The 15,372-nt window shown below is 58.7% G+C and carries 13 protein-coding genes; 8 read left to right on the forward strand and 5 right to left on the reverse strand.

Translation table 11 applies throughout. The annotated features are described in order from the left end of the window. Positions 1–6: 6 nt before the first annotated feature. Positions 7–915 carry a lipid kinase YegS gene (gene yegS / locus EC915_RS01285; RefSeq protein WP_133748719.1) on the forward strand — a complete coding sequence of 303 codons (909 nt, stop codon included), beginning with the start codon at positions 7–9 and terminating at the stop codon, positions 913–915. Between the two features lie 48 nt (positions 916–963). On the opposite strand, the gene EC915_RS01290 is transcribed toward yegS, so the two are convergent. From EC915_RS01290 to EC915_RS01300, 3 genes are all read right to left on the reverse strand, one after another. Beyond that, positions 964–1,623: a response regulator transcription factor gene (locus EC915_RS01290; RefSeq protein WP_133748720.1), complete on the reverse strand. Its 660-nt coding sequence runs from the start codon at positions 1,621–1,623 to the stop codon at positions 964–966. Continuing rightward, positions 1,620–2,477: a sensor histidine kinase gene (locus tag EC915_RS01295; RefSeq protein ID WP_372237827.1), complete on the reverse strand. Its 858-nt coding sequence runs from the start codon at positions 2,475–2,477 to the stop codon at positions 1,620–1,622. Before EC915_RS01295 ends, EC915_RS01290 begins: the two co-directional genes overlap by 4 nt. A gap of 425 nt (positions 2,478–2,902) precedes the next feature. Further along, positions 2,903–3,391, reverse strand: coding sequence for a hypothetical protein (locus tag EC915_RS01300; protein WP_256658622.1), 489 nt, complete (start codon positions 3,389–3,391; stop codon positions 2,903–2,905). Positions 3,392–3,909: 518 nt separating this feature from the next. Between EC915_RS01300 and EC915_RS01305 the strand changes: the two genes are divergently transcribed. Together EC915_RS01305 and EC915_RS01310 are read left to right on the forward strand one after the other, a co-directional pair. Next, positions 3,910–4,836 (forward strand): chemotaxis protein CheV, encoded by a 927-nt coding sequence (locus EC915_RS01305; protein ID WP_133748722.1) that lies wholly within the window; start codon positions 3,910–3,912, stop codon positions 4,834–4,836. A gap of 123 nt (positions 4,837–4,959) precedes the next feature. After that, positions 4,960–5,769, forward strand: coding sequence for an MOSC domain-containing protein (locus EC915_RS01310; protein WP_133748723.1), 810 nt, complete (start codon positions 4,960–4,962; stop codon positions 5,767–5,769). Between the two features lie 93 nt (positions 5,770–5,862). Here EC915_RS01310 and EC915_RS01315 read toward each other — a convergent pair whose 3' ends face one another. Further along, positions 5,863–7,791, reverse strand: a complete 1,929-nt coding sequence (locus tag EC915_RS01315) for a transglycosylase SLT domain-containing protein (RefSeq protein ID WP_133748724.1) — start codon at positions 7,789–7,791, stop codon at positions 5,863–5,865. A gap of 274 nt (positions 7,792–8,065) precedes the next feature. Here EC915_RS01315 and EC915_RS01320 point away from each other — a divergent pair, with 274 nt between their 5' ends. Continuing rightward, entirely contained in the window at positions 8,066–9,985 is a 1,920-nt protein-coding gene (locus tag EC915_RS01320; RefSeq protein ID WP_133748725.1) for an ATP-binding cassette domain-containing protein, read from the forward strand. A gap of 69 nt (positions 9,986–10,054) precedes the next feature. Here EC915_RS01320 and EC915_RS01325 read toward each other — a convergent pair whose 3' ends face one another. Beyond that, positions 10,055–10,498, reverse strand: coding sequence for a universal stress protein (locus EC915_RS01325; protein WP_133748726.1), 444 nt, complete (start codon positions 10,496–10,498; stop codon positions 10,055–10,057). 110 nt (positions 10,499–10,608) lie between these two features. On the opposite strand from EC915_RS01325, the gene EC915_RS01330 reads away from it, so the two are divergent. From EC915_RS01330 to EC915_RS01345, 4 genes are all read left to right on the forward strand, one after another. After that, positions 10,609–11,046: a hypothetical protein gene (locus EC915_RS01330; RefSeq protein WP_133748727.1), complete on the forward strand. Its 438-nt coding sequence runs from the start codon at positions 10,609–10,611 to the stop codon at positions 11,044–11,046. A 576-nt stretch (positions 11,047–11,622) separates the two neighbouring features. Continuing rightward, positions 11,623–13,770 carry a fatty acid oxidation complex subunit alpha FadB gene (fadB, locus tag EC915_RS01335; RefSeq protein ID WP_133748728.1) on the forward strand — a complete coding sequence of 716 codons (2,148 nt, stop codon included), beginning with the start codon at positions 11,623–11,625 and terminating at the stop codon, positions 13,768–13,770. Positions 13,771–13,793: 23 nt separating this feature from the next. Then, complete coding sequence (gene fadA, locus EC915_RS01340) at positions 13,794–14,969, forward strand: acetyl-CoA C-acyltransferase FadA (protein WP_133748729.1); 1,176 nt, start codon at positions 13,794–13,796, stop codon at positions 14,967–14,969. A 97-nt stretch (positions 14,970–15,066) separates the two neighbouring features. Further along, entirely contained in the window at positions 15,067–15,303 is a 237-nt protein-coding gene (locus EC915_RS01345) for a DUF1653 domain-containing protein (RefSeq protein WP_133748730.1), read from the forward strand. Positions 15,304–15,372: the final 69 nt, after the last annotated feature.

Here is a 15,372-nt window from a genome sequence, read left to right on the forward strand (position 1 = left end):
AGGCATATGACGGAGCGCAGGGCAGTATTGATTCTCCATGGCAAGCAGGCGCTCAACGAGGACGTTCGCAATGCTGTGCAGCGCAAGCGCAACCATGGTTGGGAGCTTGACGTGCGGGTGACATGGGAAGGGGGTGATGCTCAGCGGCTGGTTGCCGACGCGTTGCAGGCCGGCCATCGCCGGATCATCGCCGGTGGAGGCGATGGCACGCTGCGGGAAGTCGCCGAGGCGCTGGCGCTGGCCGATACCGAAGCCAGTCTGGTTATCCTGCCGCTGGGCACGGCCAACGATTTCGCACGGTCTGCGGGCGTTCCCCTGGACATCGAGCGGGCTCTGGATTTGCTGGATGTGCCCGCACGCGCGGTGGACATGGGATCTGTAGACGGTCAGCTGTTTCTCAACATGGCCACGGGCGGATTTGGCAGCCAGGTGACCGCCAGCACTTCTGAAGATTTGAAGAAAGTGCTGGGTGGTGCTGCCTATCTGTTCACCGGGCTTTCGCGCTTCAGCGAGTTGAAATCTGCCTACGGCGAATTGAGTGGTCCGGACTTCCACTGGCGCGGTGACTTGCTCGCCCTGGGCATCGGCAATGGCCGGCAGGCGGGCGGCGGTCATCCATTGTGCCCCACCGCGTTGGCCGATGATGGCTTGCTCGATATCAGTATCCTGCCCGCGCCGCAGGAAGTGGTCGGCACCCTCAAGAGCCTGCTCGAGGGCGGTTTGGGGATCGACAATTTGTTCGTACGTGCGCGCTTGCCCTGGGTCGAGCTGAAATCTACCCGGGGGCTGGATATCAATCTGGACGGCGAGCCCCTTCGCGGTGAACAGCTGCGCTTTGAGGCCCGGCCGGCCGCCCTGCGCATTCATCTGCCCGCGCATTCACCGCTGCTGGGTGGCGCCAGGCGAATCGAGTGAAGGGCGGTCTGGCAGACGGGTGCAGATGTCCATTGGGGGGCGACTGTGTCAGTCATCCAGGCTAATGATCTGCTCTTTGACACAAAACAGCACCAGCCCTGCCACGTCGAAAATCTGCAAGCGTTTCATGATCTGCGAGCGATGGGTTTCGACGGTCTTGACGCTCAGGCCCAGGCCTTTAGCGATTTCCCGGGTGGATTTGCCGCGAACGATCAGGCGCAGGATCTCCAGTTGCCGCGCGGTCAGGTTATGGTTCTCGACCCCTTCGGCCTTGCCCGACTGACCACTCATCAGCGCTTGATTGATAACGGTGTGGGCGATGGCCGGACTCAGGTAGCGCTCGTCATTGCGTAATGCATCCAAAGCCTGCTCGATCTCGGTGGCGGTGGCGTCCTTGAGCAGGTAGCCGTGGGCTCCGCCCTCCAGGGCGCGCATGATCAACCGAGGTTCGGCGTGCATGGACAGAATCAGGACCTTGCTGCTGGGCAGCGCACGGTGCAGCCGTTCCAGGGCGTCCAGCCCGTCGCTGTCCTTCATGGAGATGTCCAGCAGGATGATGTCTGGCTTGAGGTCCAGGGTCATCTCCAGCAACTGCTCGCCATCGTCCGCCTCACCAATGACCTCATAGCCTGGTATGTCGGACAACAGCGACCGAACACCGGCACGAATCAGGGCGTGGTCATCGACCAGAAGAAGATTGCAGGTCATGAGTGCTTACTTGTCTCAGCGCTCTTGGCGCGCTCGCGGGTACGCGGGGGCCAGGGGAACAGCGCTTGAATGCGGGTGCCACAACCAGGTTTGCTATCAACCGTCAGATGCCCGCCGAGTAGCGTGGCTCGTTCCTCCATGCCCGCCATCCCTCGTTGACCCTGCGCGCCGGGATTGTGTGCCGGTGAGAAACCAAGGCCGTCATCGCAGATGCTCAACGCCAGCCCTTCGGCAAGCCGCTGAATACGCACCCGCAGATTCTTCGCCTGGGCATGGCGCAGCATATTGGTAACTGCCTCCTGAGTAATGCGAAAGGCTGCGATCGCCATTTCTTCCGGAATTCCGGCCAGTCGCTGCTGACATTCAAGGCTCCAGAGTATTGGCGTCTGAGCCAGCGTTTGCAGCAAATGCGCACGCAGACTGGCCTCAAGGCCCAAGCTGGCCAGTTGTCGAGGATTGAGGCTCGCCGACACATCCCGAACCTTGCTCAGGGTTTCATCAAGGATACTGTCAAGCATCGTGCAATGCAGGTGCAGGTCTTGAGGGGCGCGCCGCTGCAGCCATCCACATTGCAGCTTGGCGGCCGTCAGCATCTGTCCGATGTCGTCATGCAGCTCCCTGCTTAGACGGTGACGCTCGGCTTCCTGGACGTTCAGCATGTGGTCTGCCAATTCCTGAGGCTGAAACTGGATTGTGTGGTTGGCACGGCTCAGGCCGTACCAGCAGGTCAATAACGCCAGAATATTAAGCAGCGCCCACAGCAGGCTGCTGTCGTAGAGCCAGGCGACGGCGTTACACGCAGTAGTCGCCAGAATGACCGCCATTATCCAGCCAGATACTTTGTTGGAATTCATGGGCCGTAACTTCAAAGTCTTGTTGCTGCCATGCATAGCGATGAAGCCATCGGATAATCGTTGCGGATGCCTGAACGTTCATTGTCAGTTCCGTTAAGAGGGACAACGTAGCGCGCCTGCTCTCGAGTATGTGTGTGCACAAAGCGCTCTTGGACTTTCAACAGGTGTTCAAACAATGACAAAGGCACTGTAATCGCGGCCGCCGATCTTACCTTAAATGCCGGTGCAATCAGCGCCGAGTATAAATAAGCCTGTCCGTTAACAGTCGGGCAATCTGTACTGCTTGCGCACCGATACTGCTGATGAACGCCGAGAGACGACCTGTATTTGCGCGAAAAGTGTGTGCAGTGTTTCGTCCTGGCACCCTGTCGTCGGGGCGGTAAGCGCTTTGGGCTGCGGTTTCAACGCCTGGATCAGCGGTCGGCTCACCGGCTAATGCCGAAACCCTGATGAGGGGCGGGCCCAGGCACCGGCAACACCACTGAACCGGCTTGGTTGCTCTGCATCTGGCTGATTGCGCAAAAACAACGCAAGTGCTCAAGCAGTTCCTTTTGCTCGCTGTCGTCCAGCGGCAGCAGACCCGTAAGCGGGTCGACCAGTTCGACCTGCCAGGACAGCAGGCAAAGGCATTGTCGCAGACACACCAGCGTGTTTGGCAAAAGAGGTCCGGCGACGCTGGCGCCATGCAGCAAATGACGAATCTGTCGAGCAAAACTGGCAATGGACGGCACCGCGGCGACGTCCGCCTTGCCGGCGATCTGCCGCAGTGTATCGAGCAGGCAATCGATTGCGTCCCTGTCGTCGCGGATCAGTTCCAGATGGCTCAGGCATTCGTCGGCGCGGCTAACAAGCGGGTACGCCTCGCTGAGAAAATCGCCGGGCGTTTGCTGCCATTCGTCGTTGCCATTCAGCATCTGAGGTCTTCACTCTTCATGGATAGCGATCCAGGATCACGCGGGGCGAGTGGGCCAAAGTTAATGCCGAAGGCGAATGAAAGTCTGTAGGGCGTTTCTGAATATCGTGAATCGTTTGCAGTCAATGGAAAACGATCGCGTGCAATACCGTCCCTGGTGTTCCGGTTTCTCGGCTCCGTGATAACGGGTTTCGGGGGATCGAGAGATTCCACAAGCACGACCACGTACCTGACTCCATTCATTCAGTGAGAATGACGTCACAATAATGGCTATTAGAAACCACGAATATCAGGTTTGCCCTGATGACGAATAAGGAATACCCCTAGAAGCCATGCGGCAAGCCTGTCCCGGGCCACGCTGAAGGCATGTATATCCGGGTGTTCTACTGTCCGACAGTCAAGCATGATGTTAATGTGATATCAACTATGGCGCAGGGGATTTTTCTACATTAAGGTCTGCCCCGGCGCTGCCGATAAAAGATAGGCGGACTTACTTGAACCCTGCTCCAGGAGCAACAGATGGCTGGCATTCTCGACACGGTAGACCAACGTACACAGCTGGTAGGTGAGAACCGCCTGGAAATTCTCATGTTCCGCCTGGCCGGTCGACAGCTGTTCGCGATCAACGTGTTCAAGGTGCAGGAAGTGCTGCAATTGCCCAAGTTGACCCTGATGCCGCAGCGCCATCCGTTCGTCTGCGGCGTGGTCAACCTGCGCGGGCAGACATTGCCGGTCATTGACCTGTCTCAGGCAATCGGCATGCGTCCGCTGGTGCCAGGCGCATCGAGTACCATCATTGTCACTGAATACAACCGCTCCGTTCAGGCCTTTCTGGTAGGCGGTGTTGATCGTATCGTCAACATGAACTGGGAAGCCATTCTGCCGCCACCGACCAGCGCAGGACGTCAACATTACCTGACCGCCATCAGCAAGGTCGACGATCAACTGGTTGAAATCATCGATGTCGAGAAAGTACTTGCCGAGATCGTGCCCTACAACGCCAAGGTCTCCCGCGATAAACTCGAAGACCCGGTGCTGGCGCTCGCCCGCGGGCGTGAAGTGCTGCTGGTGGATGACTCCAACGTAGCGCTCTCGCAGCTGCGTGACACGCTGGGCCAGCTTGGCGTGAAGATGCACGTTGCCAGCGACGGGCTCAAGGGGTTGAACATGCTCAAGGCCTGGGCTGACAGCGGGGAGGTGATGACTGACAAGTTGCTGATGGTGTTCACCGACGCCGAGATGCCGGAAATGGATGGCTATCGATTGACTACCGAGATACGCAACGATCCTCGCCTGCGCGGTCTTTACGTGGTGCTTCATACCTCTCTGTCGGGCAGCTTCAACGAATCGATGGTCAAAAAGGTCGGCTGTGACAATTTTCTGTCCAAATTTCAGCCGGACAAACTGGTGGACGTGGTGCGTGAGCGCTTGATGCTCGACAACTGAGACGCCTCCAGGCTTTCTTTGAGCCCCTTGCTGTATGGAGGGGCTTTTTTACACCTGTACCGTTCGCTGACGCAAAGGCTCCTATAAAGTATGGGTTTTGTGCCCAGCCATAAGGACGCGTCCATGCTGCACCTCAGCGCGCTATACCGCTATCCCCTGAAATCCTGCAAGGCGGAGCCACTGCAACAGGCCGCCTTCGATGACTTGGGGCTGACTGGTGATCGACGCTGGATGCTGGTAGACGAAAGCAGCGGCCGCTTTTTCACTCAGCGCGCTTTGCCTGGCATGTCACAGCTTTCGGTGCAGTGGAACGAGCACGGCGGCATTACGCTTTCGGCGCCGGGACTCACTGCGCTGGATGTCGCGCTCCCCGAGAATGTCGAGGACAACCTGCGGGGTGTCACCGTCTGGCGCGATACGTTGCGAGTGCCTGACGCTGGCGATGAAGCGGCACAGTGGGTCAGCGACTTCATCGGCAAAACTGCGCGCGTCGTGCACATACCCAAGGATCGCGCCCGCGGCCTGCCGCCGGGCTACGGTTGCGTCGATGACAAGGTCGGATTCGCAGATGGCTTCCCGCTGCTGTTGATTGGTCAGGCATCACTGGACGATCTGTCGACCCGGATTGGCCGTCCTCAGGAGATGCTGCGTTTTCGCCCGAACCTGGTCGTGGAGGGCGCTGAAGCCTTCGCCGAAGACGGATGGAAGCGCATTCGCATCGGAAAATTGGAATTCCGACTGCTCGGCGGTTGCGCGCGTTGCATCCTTACCACGCTTGATCCCGCTACGGGTGAACGCAGCGATGATCGCGAGCCGTTGACTACGCTCAAGACCTATCGGGAGGAAGAAGGCCAGATCTGGTTCGGCCAGAACATGGTCAGCGATGGAGCGGGTGTCGTGGAGCTTGGAATGAAAGTGGAAGTATTGGAATGAGTGTTTGTTAATCCGCGTTAATCGGTGGGCTGACCGGCGGTGGCGAATCCTGGAACGCCCCCGCTGGCAGTCAGCTCTACTGAATCCGCATATTCACAAGTCATCGAAGAAGCGTTCGTGCCAGTCCACCAGCGGCTGTGGCGCATTGAGCTTTTGACCATAGATCACTGCGTAAGACAGCACGTTCTGCACGTACTGACGTGTCTCGTCGAACGGGATGCTTTCGACCCACACATCGAACGCCAGATGGTTTGCGCCTCTGAGCCACTGCTTCACGCGGCCGGGGCCAGCGTTATAGGCTGCCGAAGCCAATACCCGATTCCCGTTGAACATGGTGTGGACCTGACTCAGGTAGGCCGCTCCCAACTGAATGTTCTTGTCCGGGTCCAGCACCTGTGCGGGTGAGGCCAGCGGAATGCTGAATTTGCGCGCCGTTTCCTTGGCCGTTGCCGGCATCAGTTGCATCAGGCCACTGGCGCCGACGCCCGAGCGGGCATCGTCCATGAAGGCGCTTTCCTGGCGGGTGATAGCGAACACCCAGCTGGAGTGCAGACCGCGAATCTGTGCCTCGCGCACCAGCGTATCGCGGTGGGCCATGGGGAAGCGGATGTCCAGATCGTCCCAATACTGGGCCTGGCTGATAGTGCGAATGGCCGGGAAGTACCAGCGCATGTCATAGGCCAGTTTGGCCTGGGCGACCATTTCGTCACGGTTGAAATGGCGAGTCACGTGATACCACTCGCGGCGACCGTTCACCACTTCGCCGCGATCGTAGAATTCCAGCGCACGCCGCACACCCGCAGTGTTACGCACCTTGTTGATGGTGGCCTGGGTGAGCGGCAATGGCCTGTTGTTGAGCATATAAGGCGTCTGCGTGCGATCTGCGGCCAGGAAACCGTAGAAGTCACGCTCCTTGGCCACAGCCTTGTACATCGCCGGCAGCAACGGACTGTTGGGTTGCGACAGTTCCAGAGAACGGGCCTGCCAATAACGCCAGCGGTTGGTGGTCGCCAGATCCTGGGGCAGACGTCGGGTCAGTTCATAGGCGTCGTTCCAGCGGCCAAGACGCAGCAACAGCCGCAGACGCCACTCGGTCACGGTGTCGTCACGCAGGTCCGGGTCGTACCGGGTCATCAGCCCCAGGGCGCGGTCATCATAGCTGCGCGCTAGGGTCAGGCCGATTTCCTTGGCGATCTGCACCTGTTCTTCATGGGAAAAATGCAACATCGGTGCATAGCTGTCGAGCAACTCCATTGCCCGTTGCGGATCCTGCTTGGCCAGCCGGCGCAAACCCAGACCGACCACATCGGACATGGCCTCATCGGCGGGCATGAATTGCCCTTGGCTGTTGACCATTTCAGGCTTCTGAGCCACGGCGATCAGCAGACGACCTTGAGGGGCGAGGGTGGTCATGCTGTTGACCAACTGGTTGGCCAGCGCATAGTTGCGCGCCTGTGCCGCCAGCTTGGCGCGCTGCCAGCGCTTCTGTTCGGTCAGTTGGCCTTCCACCGCCCATTGGGTAAAGAAGGCGTCACAGGCAGTTGGCAGGGTTTTGCCGGTCATCCACAGTTTTTCCGCGTTGGCGTAGCCTTCCGAACGCAGGTTGTGACTTAACTGATAGGAGCCATAAAGGCAGTCCAGCTCGGTGAAGTTGAGTTTGGGATCGTAATATTTGACGAACGGCTGCCAGTCCCCGCGCGAAGCCAGCAGGCGCAACCAGCGCAGCTTCATAAAGTTGGCCTGCGGCAGATCGCCGTGCTCGGCAAGGAAGCGCTCGACTTCATCGTCACTGGCGCTGTTCAGCCGAGCGGTCAGCTCGTCGTACGCCAGATAGGGCTCCAGTGGATAATCGGCCAGTGCCGAGCCGTACAGGCGATACGGGCCAGCATCGCCCTTGGCCAGGGCTCGCTTGGCTTGATCGTAATACTGACGTTGGGTGGCGAGGTCGACCGCTTGGACGGACTGAGCTGCGGTGGCCGACAGAAGCAGGCAGGACAAAAGGCTGAACAAACGACTGCGCATGAGACTTCCGTGCAGATGGACCGTTAAAAGTGTCGCTAGCTTAGCCTGTTGCCAGCGCCGGTTGAAGCGCTCACTTGTCGGTAGTCATAGATGGAAACAAACGTCCGGTTCAGAGGCGCAGTACGCGCGTTGACAATGGGGCCGAACACAGCCTGGCGCTACTCTAAATTGCAGATCCCTGCCCATGCTTTACACAACCGCGAGCCTCCGACATCCAATCCCCCACCTACCGGGTATCTCAGGTAGAATGCGCCCCCGGTTTTTGGAGAAGCTCATGACCCTGCTCAAATTCACCGATGTGTCCCTTGCGTTCGGCGCCATGCCGTTGTTGGACAAGGTGTCCTGGCAGATCGCCCGTGGAGAGCGGGTCTGCATCATCGGTCGCAACGGCACCGGCAAATCCAGCATGCTGAAGCTGGTCAAGGGCATTCAACTGCCCGATGACGGCAGTGTCTGGCGTTCGCCGGGCCTTAAGATCGGCGAGTTGCCTCAGGAATTGCCCGTGGCCGATGGCCGCACCGTGTTCGATGTCGTAGCCGAAGGCCTGGATGGCGTAGGCGCTCTGCTCGCCGAATATCATCACTTGAGCCAGAACATCGTCACCGCCGAAGACCTCGACAAGCTCATGCATGTGCAGTCGGATCTGGAAGCCCGTGACGGCTGGCGCCTGCAGCAATTGGTCGACAGCACGCTCAGCCGCCTGCAACTGCCGGCCGACAAGACTCTGGCTGAACTGTCCGGGGGCTGGCGTCGCCGTGTGCTGCTGGCCCAGGCGCTGGTTTCCGAGCCAGATCTGCTGCTGCTCGACGAACCGACCAACCACCTGGATATCGGTGCGATCGCCTGGCTCGAAGAAGCCCTGAAAGAGTTCCAGGGCGCCGTCCTGTTCATCACCCACGACCGCTCCTTCCTGCAAAACCTCGCCACCCGCATTCTCGAGCTGGACCGTGGCGGTCTTATCGACTGGAATGGCGACTACGCCAGCTTCCTGGTGCACAAGGAGGCCATGCTCTCCGCCGAAGAAACCGCGAACGCGCTCTTCGACAAGCGTCTGGCGCAGGAAGAAGTCTGGATTCGCCAGGGTATCAAAGCGCGTCGTACCCGTAACGAAGGCCGTGTGCGCGCACTCAAGGCCTTGCGCGTCGAGCGTGGCGAACGTCGCGAGCGCACCGGCAAGGCCAACATTCAGCTGGACACCGCTGATAAGTCCGGCAAGCAGGTCATGGTGCTGGACAACGTCAGTTTCGCTCACCCGGGCGGCCCGATGCTGATCAAGGATTTTTCCATGGTCCTGCAGCGCCAAGACCGCATTGGTCTGCTGGGTGCCAACGGCACCGGCAAGACTACGCTGCTCAAGCTGATGCTCGACAACCTCAAGCCCACCGGCGGCTCGGTTGAGGTGGGGACGCGGCTGGATGTCGCGTATTTCGACCAGTTGCGGCACCAGCTCGATCTCGAAAAAACCGTGATTGACAACGTCGCCGAAGGGCGGGACTTCATCGATATCGACGGCCAGAGCCGCCATGTGCTGAGCTACCTGGGCGATTTCCTGTTCAGCCCCCAGCGTGCGCGCACGCCGGTCAAGGCGCTGTCGGGTGGCGAGCGTGCGCGTTTGCTGCTGGCCAAGTTGTTCAGCAAGCCGGCCAACCTGCTGGTGCTCGACGAACCGACCAACGACCTGGACGTTGAAACCCTCGAGCTGCTTGAAGAAGTGCTATTGACCTTCAAAGGCACCGTACTGATGGTCAGCCACGACCGGGCATTTCTCGATAACGTGGTCACCAGCACTCTGGTGTTCGAAGGTGAGGGCAAGGTGCGTGAGTTCGTCGGTGGCTATCAGGACTGGCTGCGTCAGGGCGGTTCGCCGCGTTTGCTGGGCGTGACGGAAAGCAAATCCGGCAAGGCTGACTTGAACTCGGCGATCGTCACGCCTGAGGCAACTCCCGCGTCGGTTCAGGAAGCTGCGCCTTCAGTCAAGAAAAAGCTCAGCTACAAACTCCAGCGCGAGCTTGAAGCTCTGCCGGGTGAAATCGATGCCAAGGAGAAGCAGATCGCTGTTGTAGAAGCTCAGATCGCCGATCCGGCCTTCTACCAGCGTCCGGCGGCTGAGACTGCCAAGGCCCTGGCTTCGCTTGAGCAGTTGAATAAGGAGCTGGACGTGTTGGTTGAGCGTTGGGCCGAGCTGGACGAATAATCCGCTAACGCGCTGCAACAAAAAGCCCGAGGCCTTTCAAGGATTCGGGCTTTTTGTTTAACCGCTCGATTACTGGGGCGTCTTGACCAGACGTACTGCCAGAACGTCGCAAGGCGCTCCGTGAAGCACATCATTGGCCGTGGAGCCCAGAAGCAGAGCCAGGCCATGACGGCCATGAGTGCCGACGACGATCAGGTCGACATGATGTTCCTTCGCCAGTTGATGGATTTCATGACGAGGCTGGCCATAGGTCAGATGACTGTCGCCGGTCTTCACTTCCGGGTATTTGTTTTTCAGTCTGTTGAGCTTTTCCTTCGCCTGGTCGAACTGTTGTTGCTGAAGTTGCGAGAGATCCATCGGCACATCGCCGCCAAAGGCCATCGCCATCGGTTCGACAATGTGCACCAACGACAGCTTGGCGTTGCTGGCAAGGGCGAGGTTCATTGCGCGCTTGATCACCGGGTCGCACTCTTCAGTGAGGTCCACGGCTACCAGAATATGTTCATAGGACATGGGATGTTCCTTCTGAGGTTTGCGATGTTTGGGATTATGGCTTTTTTCACGCGCATCTGGGCACGCCTTTGTGTTTTGCCCGCCGCTTGCCGCGACGGGGGCATACAGATATGACGGCGTGGATAGTGCTGTCAATCATTGCTGTGGTTTTAAGTCCTCTGGTATGGCTTCGGCCGTCGCGTTCACAGAGTGGCCGCATGGCCATGCGCATGGAGGCCCGGCGGATGGGTCTTGCCATGCAATTGATCCCGCAGGAGTGGCCTCACTGGCTGCCCGTGGAGCCGCCAGGCACGTGCGCACAATATCACCGGCCGCGCGCCTCTCGCGAGCCGGAAACATGGGTGTACTGGCAGATGGCACCCGGAGTCTGGGTTAACCAGTGGCGCGAGGCCTGCGACGATTGGCGCCTGCTTTCGCAGCTTCAGACACTGCCGGCCGATGTGTACAAGGTCGAAGCGGGCAAGCAGTTGATCGCGCTGTACTGGGCCGAAAGGGGTGATGTGCAAGTATTGCAACGTATTGCCTCGGTGCTCAAGGCGTTGGCGTAGGAAGAAACACCTGGGGAGACAAATTGCAGGCAATAAAAAGCCCGATAGCAACATCGGGCCGGGGTTGGCCAGGCAGGCCGTAATTTTGGGTGTTTTGCGGTGCAAGACTGCAAAGACGTACTGATTCGTTTCACCGCTTTTCTGAAAAGCGACCCGTCTTGATGCGCAGTGAGCTGAATGTAGACCTCATTGGTGCGTTTGTCTGCCATGGATGCCGTTATCTTCCCGGATCCACCTACCGGTCGTCGTTTCCGGTGACGACCTGTGCTCCTCCATTAGGTGCACTCATCGATCTGACTGCTGACTTATCCTGTGTGCTTTTTACCTGCGATTTGCCGGTTTTGCCCGCTGTCTGGCGAATTGACAATTACTGGAATATGGCCGAAGGTAGGCGCACCCAAATCAAACGGGCGTATGAATTGAGCGTTTGCCACAGCAATGCTTCGACAAACGCCCGAATCGTGTCGACGGGGTGCCTGGCGTTTGGTGTTCGCATTGACGGTAACGTCGGTGCCTGCCGCCGGACTTCAGCGTCTGATGCGCATTGTTCAGCTTCCATATCGTGGAGATCAGTTGATGATTTACGAAGGTAAAGCCATCACGGTTAAGGCTCTTGAAAGTGGCATCGTCGAATTGCAATTCGACCTCAAGGGTGAGTCCGTCAACAAGTTCAACCGCCTCACCCTCAATGAATTGCGTCAGGCTATCGAAACCATCAAGCTCGACAGTTCAATCAAGGGCGTCATCGTCACCAGCGGCAAAGACGTTTTCATCGTTGGCGCCGACATCACAGAATTCGTCGATAACTTCAAGCTGCCGGATGCCGAACTGGTCGCCGGTAACCTTGACGCGAACAAAATCTTCAGTGATTTCGAAGACCTCAACGTGCCCACGCTGGCCGTGATCAACGGTATCGCCTTGGGTGGTGGACTGGAGATGTGTCTGGCCGCCGACTTCCGTGTGATGTCCGCGACGGCCAAGATTGGCCTGCCAGAAGTCAAGTTGGGCCTCTACCCCGGTTTCGGCGGCACCGTTCGCCTGCCACGTCTGATCGGCGTTGATAATGCGGTCGAGTGGATCGCTTCCGGCAAGGACAACCGCGCCGAAGACGCCCTGAAAGTGGGCGCAGTGGATGCGGTCGTTGCGCCTGAGAAGTTACAGGAAGCTGCCCTGGACCTGATCACACGCGCCATTTCCGGTGAGTTCGACTTCAAGGCCAAGCGCCAGCCGAAGCTGGACAAGCTGAAACTCAATGCCATTGAGCAGATGATGGCGTTTGAAACCGCCAAGGGTTTCGTTGCCGGTCAGGCCGGTCCTCACTATCCGGCCCCGGTCGAAGCGATCAAGACCATCCAGAAAGCCGCAAACTTCGGCCGCGACAAGGCGCTGGAAGTAGAAGCCGCAGGCTTTGTGAAAATGGCCAAGACCTCGGCCGCCGAGAGTCTGATCGGCCTGTTCCTGAATGATCAGGAACTGAAGAAGAAAGCCAGGATTTACGACGAAGTTGCCAAAGATGTGAAGCAGGCTGCGGTATTGGGTGCCGGCATCATGGGTGGCGGTATCGCCTATCAGTCGGCTGTCAAGGGCACGCCGATCCTGATGAAAGACATTCGCGAAGAGGCCATTGAGCTGGGCTTGAACGAGGCTTCCAAGCTGCTGGACAAGCGCGTCGAAAAAGGCCGCCTGACCCCGGCGAAGATGGCTGAAGCCTTGAACGCGATTCGGCCGACCTTGTCCTACGGCGATTTCGGTCACGTCGATCTGGTGGTAGAGGCGGTCGTCGAGAATCCGAAGGTCAAGCAGGCCGTGCTTTCGGAAGTGGAAGGGCAGGTGCGGGAAGACACTATCCTGGCATCCAACACTTCGACCATTTCCATCAGTCTGCTGGCCAAAGCGCTCAAGCGGCCCGAGAATTTTGTCGGCATGCACTTCTTCAACCCGGTGCACATGATGCCGCTGGTCGAAGTCATCCGCGGCGAGAAGTCCAGCGAGGTCGCGGTCGCGACCACCGTGGCCTACGCCAAGAAAATGGGCAAGAATCCGATCGTGGTCAACGACTGCCCGGGCTTTCTGGTCAACCGCATTCTGTTCCCTTACTTCGGAGGTTTCGCCAGACTGGTCAGCGCTGGCATCGACTTCGTGCGCATCGACAGGGTCATGGAAAAGTTCGGCTGGCCAATGGGCCCGGCCTACCTGATGGACGTGGTCGGCATCGACACCGGCCACCACGGTCGCGATGTAATGGCCGAGGGCTTCCCGGACCGCATGAAGGACGATCGTCGCTCTGCCATTGACGCCCTGTATGACGCCAAGCGCCTGGGCCAGAAAAATGGCAAAGGTTTCTACGTCTACGAGACCGACAAGAAGGGCAAGCCGAAGAAGGTCGTCGATGCTTCCGTTCTGGAAGTGCTCAAGCCGGTGATTTACGAACAGCGCGAGGTCAGCGATGAAGACATCATCAACTGGATGATGATACCGCTGTGCCTGGAAACCGTGCGTTGCCTGGAAGACGGCGTCGTCGACAGCGCAGCCGAAGCCGACATGGGCCTGATCTATGGCATCGGTTTCCCTCCGTTCCGGGGCGGCGCGCTGCGCTACATCGATTCGATCGGTGTCGCTGAGTTCGTTGCCTTGGCTGACAAATACGCTGATCTGGGCGCTTTGTACCACCCCACTGCGAAGCTGCGCGAAATGGCCAGGACCGGCCAGCGCTTCTTCGGTTAAGTGCCCAACGAACAGGTGAAAATATGAGCTTGAATCCGAGAGACGTCGTGATTGTCGACTTCGGTCGTACGCCGATGGGCCGCTCCAAGGGTGGCATGCACCGTAACACTCGCGCCGAAGACATGTCGGCGCACCTGATCAGCAAACTGCTCGAACGCAACAGCAAGGTCGACCCGGCGGAAGTCGAGGACGTGATCTGGGGCTGCGTCAACCAGACCTTGGAGCAGGGCTGGAACATTGCGCGCATGGCGTCGCTGATGACTCAGATCCCCCACACGTCGGCTGCGCAAACGGTCAGTCGCCTGTGTGGCTCATCAATGAGCGCGCTGCACACTGCCGCTCAGGCGATCATGAGCAACAACGGTGATGTGTTCGTCATTGGCGGTGTCGAGCACATGGGACACGTCGGCATGATGCACGGCGTGGACCCGAACCCGCACTTGTCGCTGTACGCAGCCAAAGCCTCGGGGATGATGGGGCTGACGGCTGAAATGCTCGGCAAGATGCACGGGATCACCCGTGAGGCACAGGACGCGTTCGGCGTGCGTTCGCACCGTCTTGCGCAACAGGCGACCGTGGAAGGCAACTTCAAGGACGAAATCATCCCCATGCAGGGGTATGACGAGCATGGCTTCCTTAAGATGTTCGACTTCGACGAGACCATCCGTCCTGAAACCACGCTGGAGAGTCTGGCTGCGCTCAAACCTGCTTTCAATCCAAAAGGTGGTACCGTGACCGCCGGCACTTCGTCGCAGATCACTGATGGCGCTTCCTGCATGATCGTGATGTCGGGTCAGCGCGCGATGGATCTGGGCATTCAGCCTATGGCAGTCATTCGTTCCATGGCGGTGGCGGGTGTCGATCCTGCAATCATGGGTTACGGCCCGGTTCCGGCGACGCAGAAAGCGCTCAAGCGCGCGGGTCTTGGCATTGCCGATATCGACTACTTCGAGCTCAATGAAGCCTTCGCTGCACAGGCGCTGCCTGTGTTGAAAGATTTAAAAGTCCTCGACAAGATGGAACAGAAGGTTAACCTGCACGGCGGCGCTATCGCTCTGGGTCACCCGTTTGGTTGCTCGGGAGCGCGTATTTCCGGCACCTTGCTCAATGTCATGAAGCAGAAGGGCGGCACTTTGGGTGTTGCCACGATGTGCATCGGCCTGGGCCAGGGCATCACCACCGTGTTCGAACGCGTTTAATCGGTGTGAGTGTGCAAGCCGGGGCCAGGTGCCCCGGCTTTTGCTTTTCTCGGGAAATGTTTTTGAATTTTTTGCGTCAATCCATAAGGTCAGCAGCATGCAGTTGAAGCCAGGTCTGTATCGACACTATAAGGGCCCCGAGTACCGCGTATTCGGTGTCGCGAAGCATTCCGAGACCGAAGAGGAAGTGGTGTTCTATCAGGCCCTATATGGCGAATACGGGCTATGGGTGCGTCCTTTGACCCTGTTTCTGGAGTCAGTAGAGGTTGACGGCGAGCAAGTGCCGCGCTTTGCTTTGGTCCAGGCCGAACCTGAGCTTTTTTCAAGGTCGTAAAGCGAGACCTTGCAGTAGCCGGTGCTTGACCTCACCTTGCAGCCACTATATATAGCGGGGCCTCGACGG

The organism is Pseudomonas sp. LP_7_YM (genome assembly GCF_004364435.1).
Classification (GTDB): domain Bacteria; phylum Pseudomonadota; class Gammaproteobacteria; order Pseudomonadales; family Pseudomonadaceae; genus Aquipseudomonas.

What these genes read in the sequence shown, in the direction of transcription:
- yegS (WP_133748719.1), top strand. Translation starts at nt 7, where the DNA reads ATGACGGAGCGCAGGGCAGTATTGATTCTCCATGGCAAGCAGGCGCTC.
- EC915_RS01290 (WP_133748720.1), bottom strand. Translation starts at nt 1,623, where the DNA reads ATGACCTGCAATCTTCTTCTGGTCGATGACCACGCCCTGATTCGTGCC.
- EC915_RS01295 (WP_372237827.1), bottom strand. Translation starts at nt 2,477, where the DNA reads ATGAATTCCAACAAAGTATCTGGCTGGATAATGGCGGTCATTCTGGCG.
- EC915_RS01300 (WP_256658622.1), bottom strand. Translation starts at nt 3,391, where the DNA reads ATGCTGAATGGCAACGACGAATGGCAGCAAACGCCCGGCGATTTTCTC.
- EC915_RS01305 (WP_133748722.1), top strand. Translation starts at nt 3,910, where the DNA reads ATGGCTGGCATTCTCGACACGGTAGACCAACGTACACAGCTGGTAGGT.
- EC915_RS01310 (WP_133748723.1), top strand. Translation starts at nt 4,960, where the DNA reads ATGCTGCACCTCAGCGCGCTATACCGCTATCCCCTGAAATCCTGCAAG.
- EC915_RS01315 (WP_133748724.1), bottom strand. Translation starts at nt 7,791, where the DNA reads ATGCGCAGTCGTTTGTTCAGCCTTTTGTCCTGCCTGCTTCTGTCGGCC.
- EC915_RS01320 (WP_133748725.1), top strand. Translation starts at nt 8,066, where the DNA reads ATGACCCTGCTCAAATTCACCGATGTGTCCCTTGCGTTCGGCGCCATG.
- EC915_RS01325 (WP_133748726.1), bottom strand. Translation starts at nt 10,498, where the DNA reads ATGTCCTATGAACATATTCTGGTAGCCGTGGACCTCACTGAAGAGTGC.
- EC915_RS01330 (WP_133748727.1), top strand. Translation starts at nt 10,609, where the DNA reads ATGACGGCGTGGATAGTGCTGTCAATCATTGCTGTGGTTTTAAGTCCT.
- fadB (WP_133748728.1), top strand. Translation starts at nt 11,623, where the DNA reads ATGATTTACGAAGGTAAAGCCATCACGGTTAAGGCTCTTGAAAGTGGC.
- fadA (WP_133748729.1), top strand. Translation starts at nt 13,794, where the DNA reads ATGAGCTTGAATCCGAGAGACGTCGTGATTGTCGACTTCGGTCGTACG.
- EC915_RS01345 (WP_133748730.1), top strand. Translation starts at nt 15,067, where the DNA reads ATGCAGTTGAAGCCAGGTCTGTATCGACACTATAAGGGCCCCGAGTAC.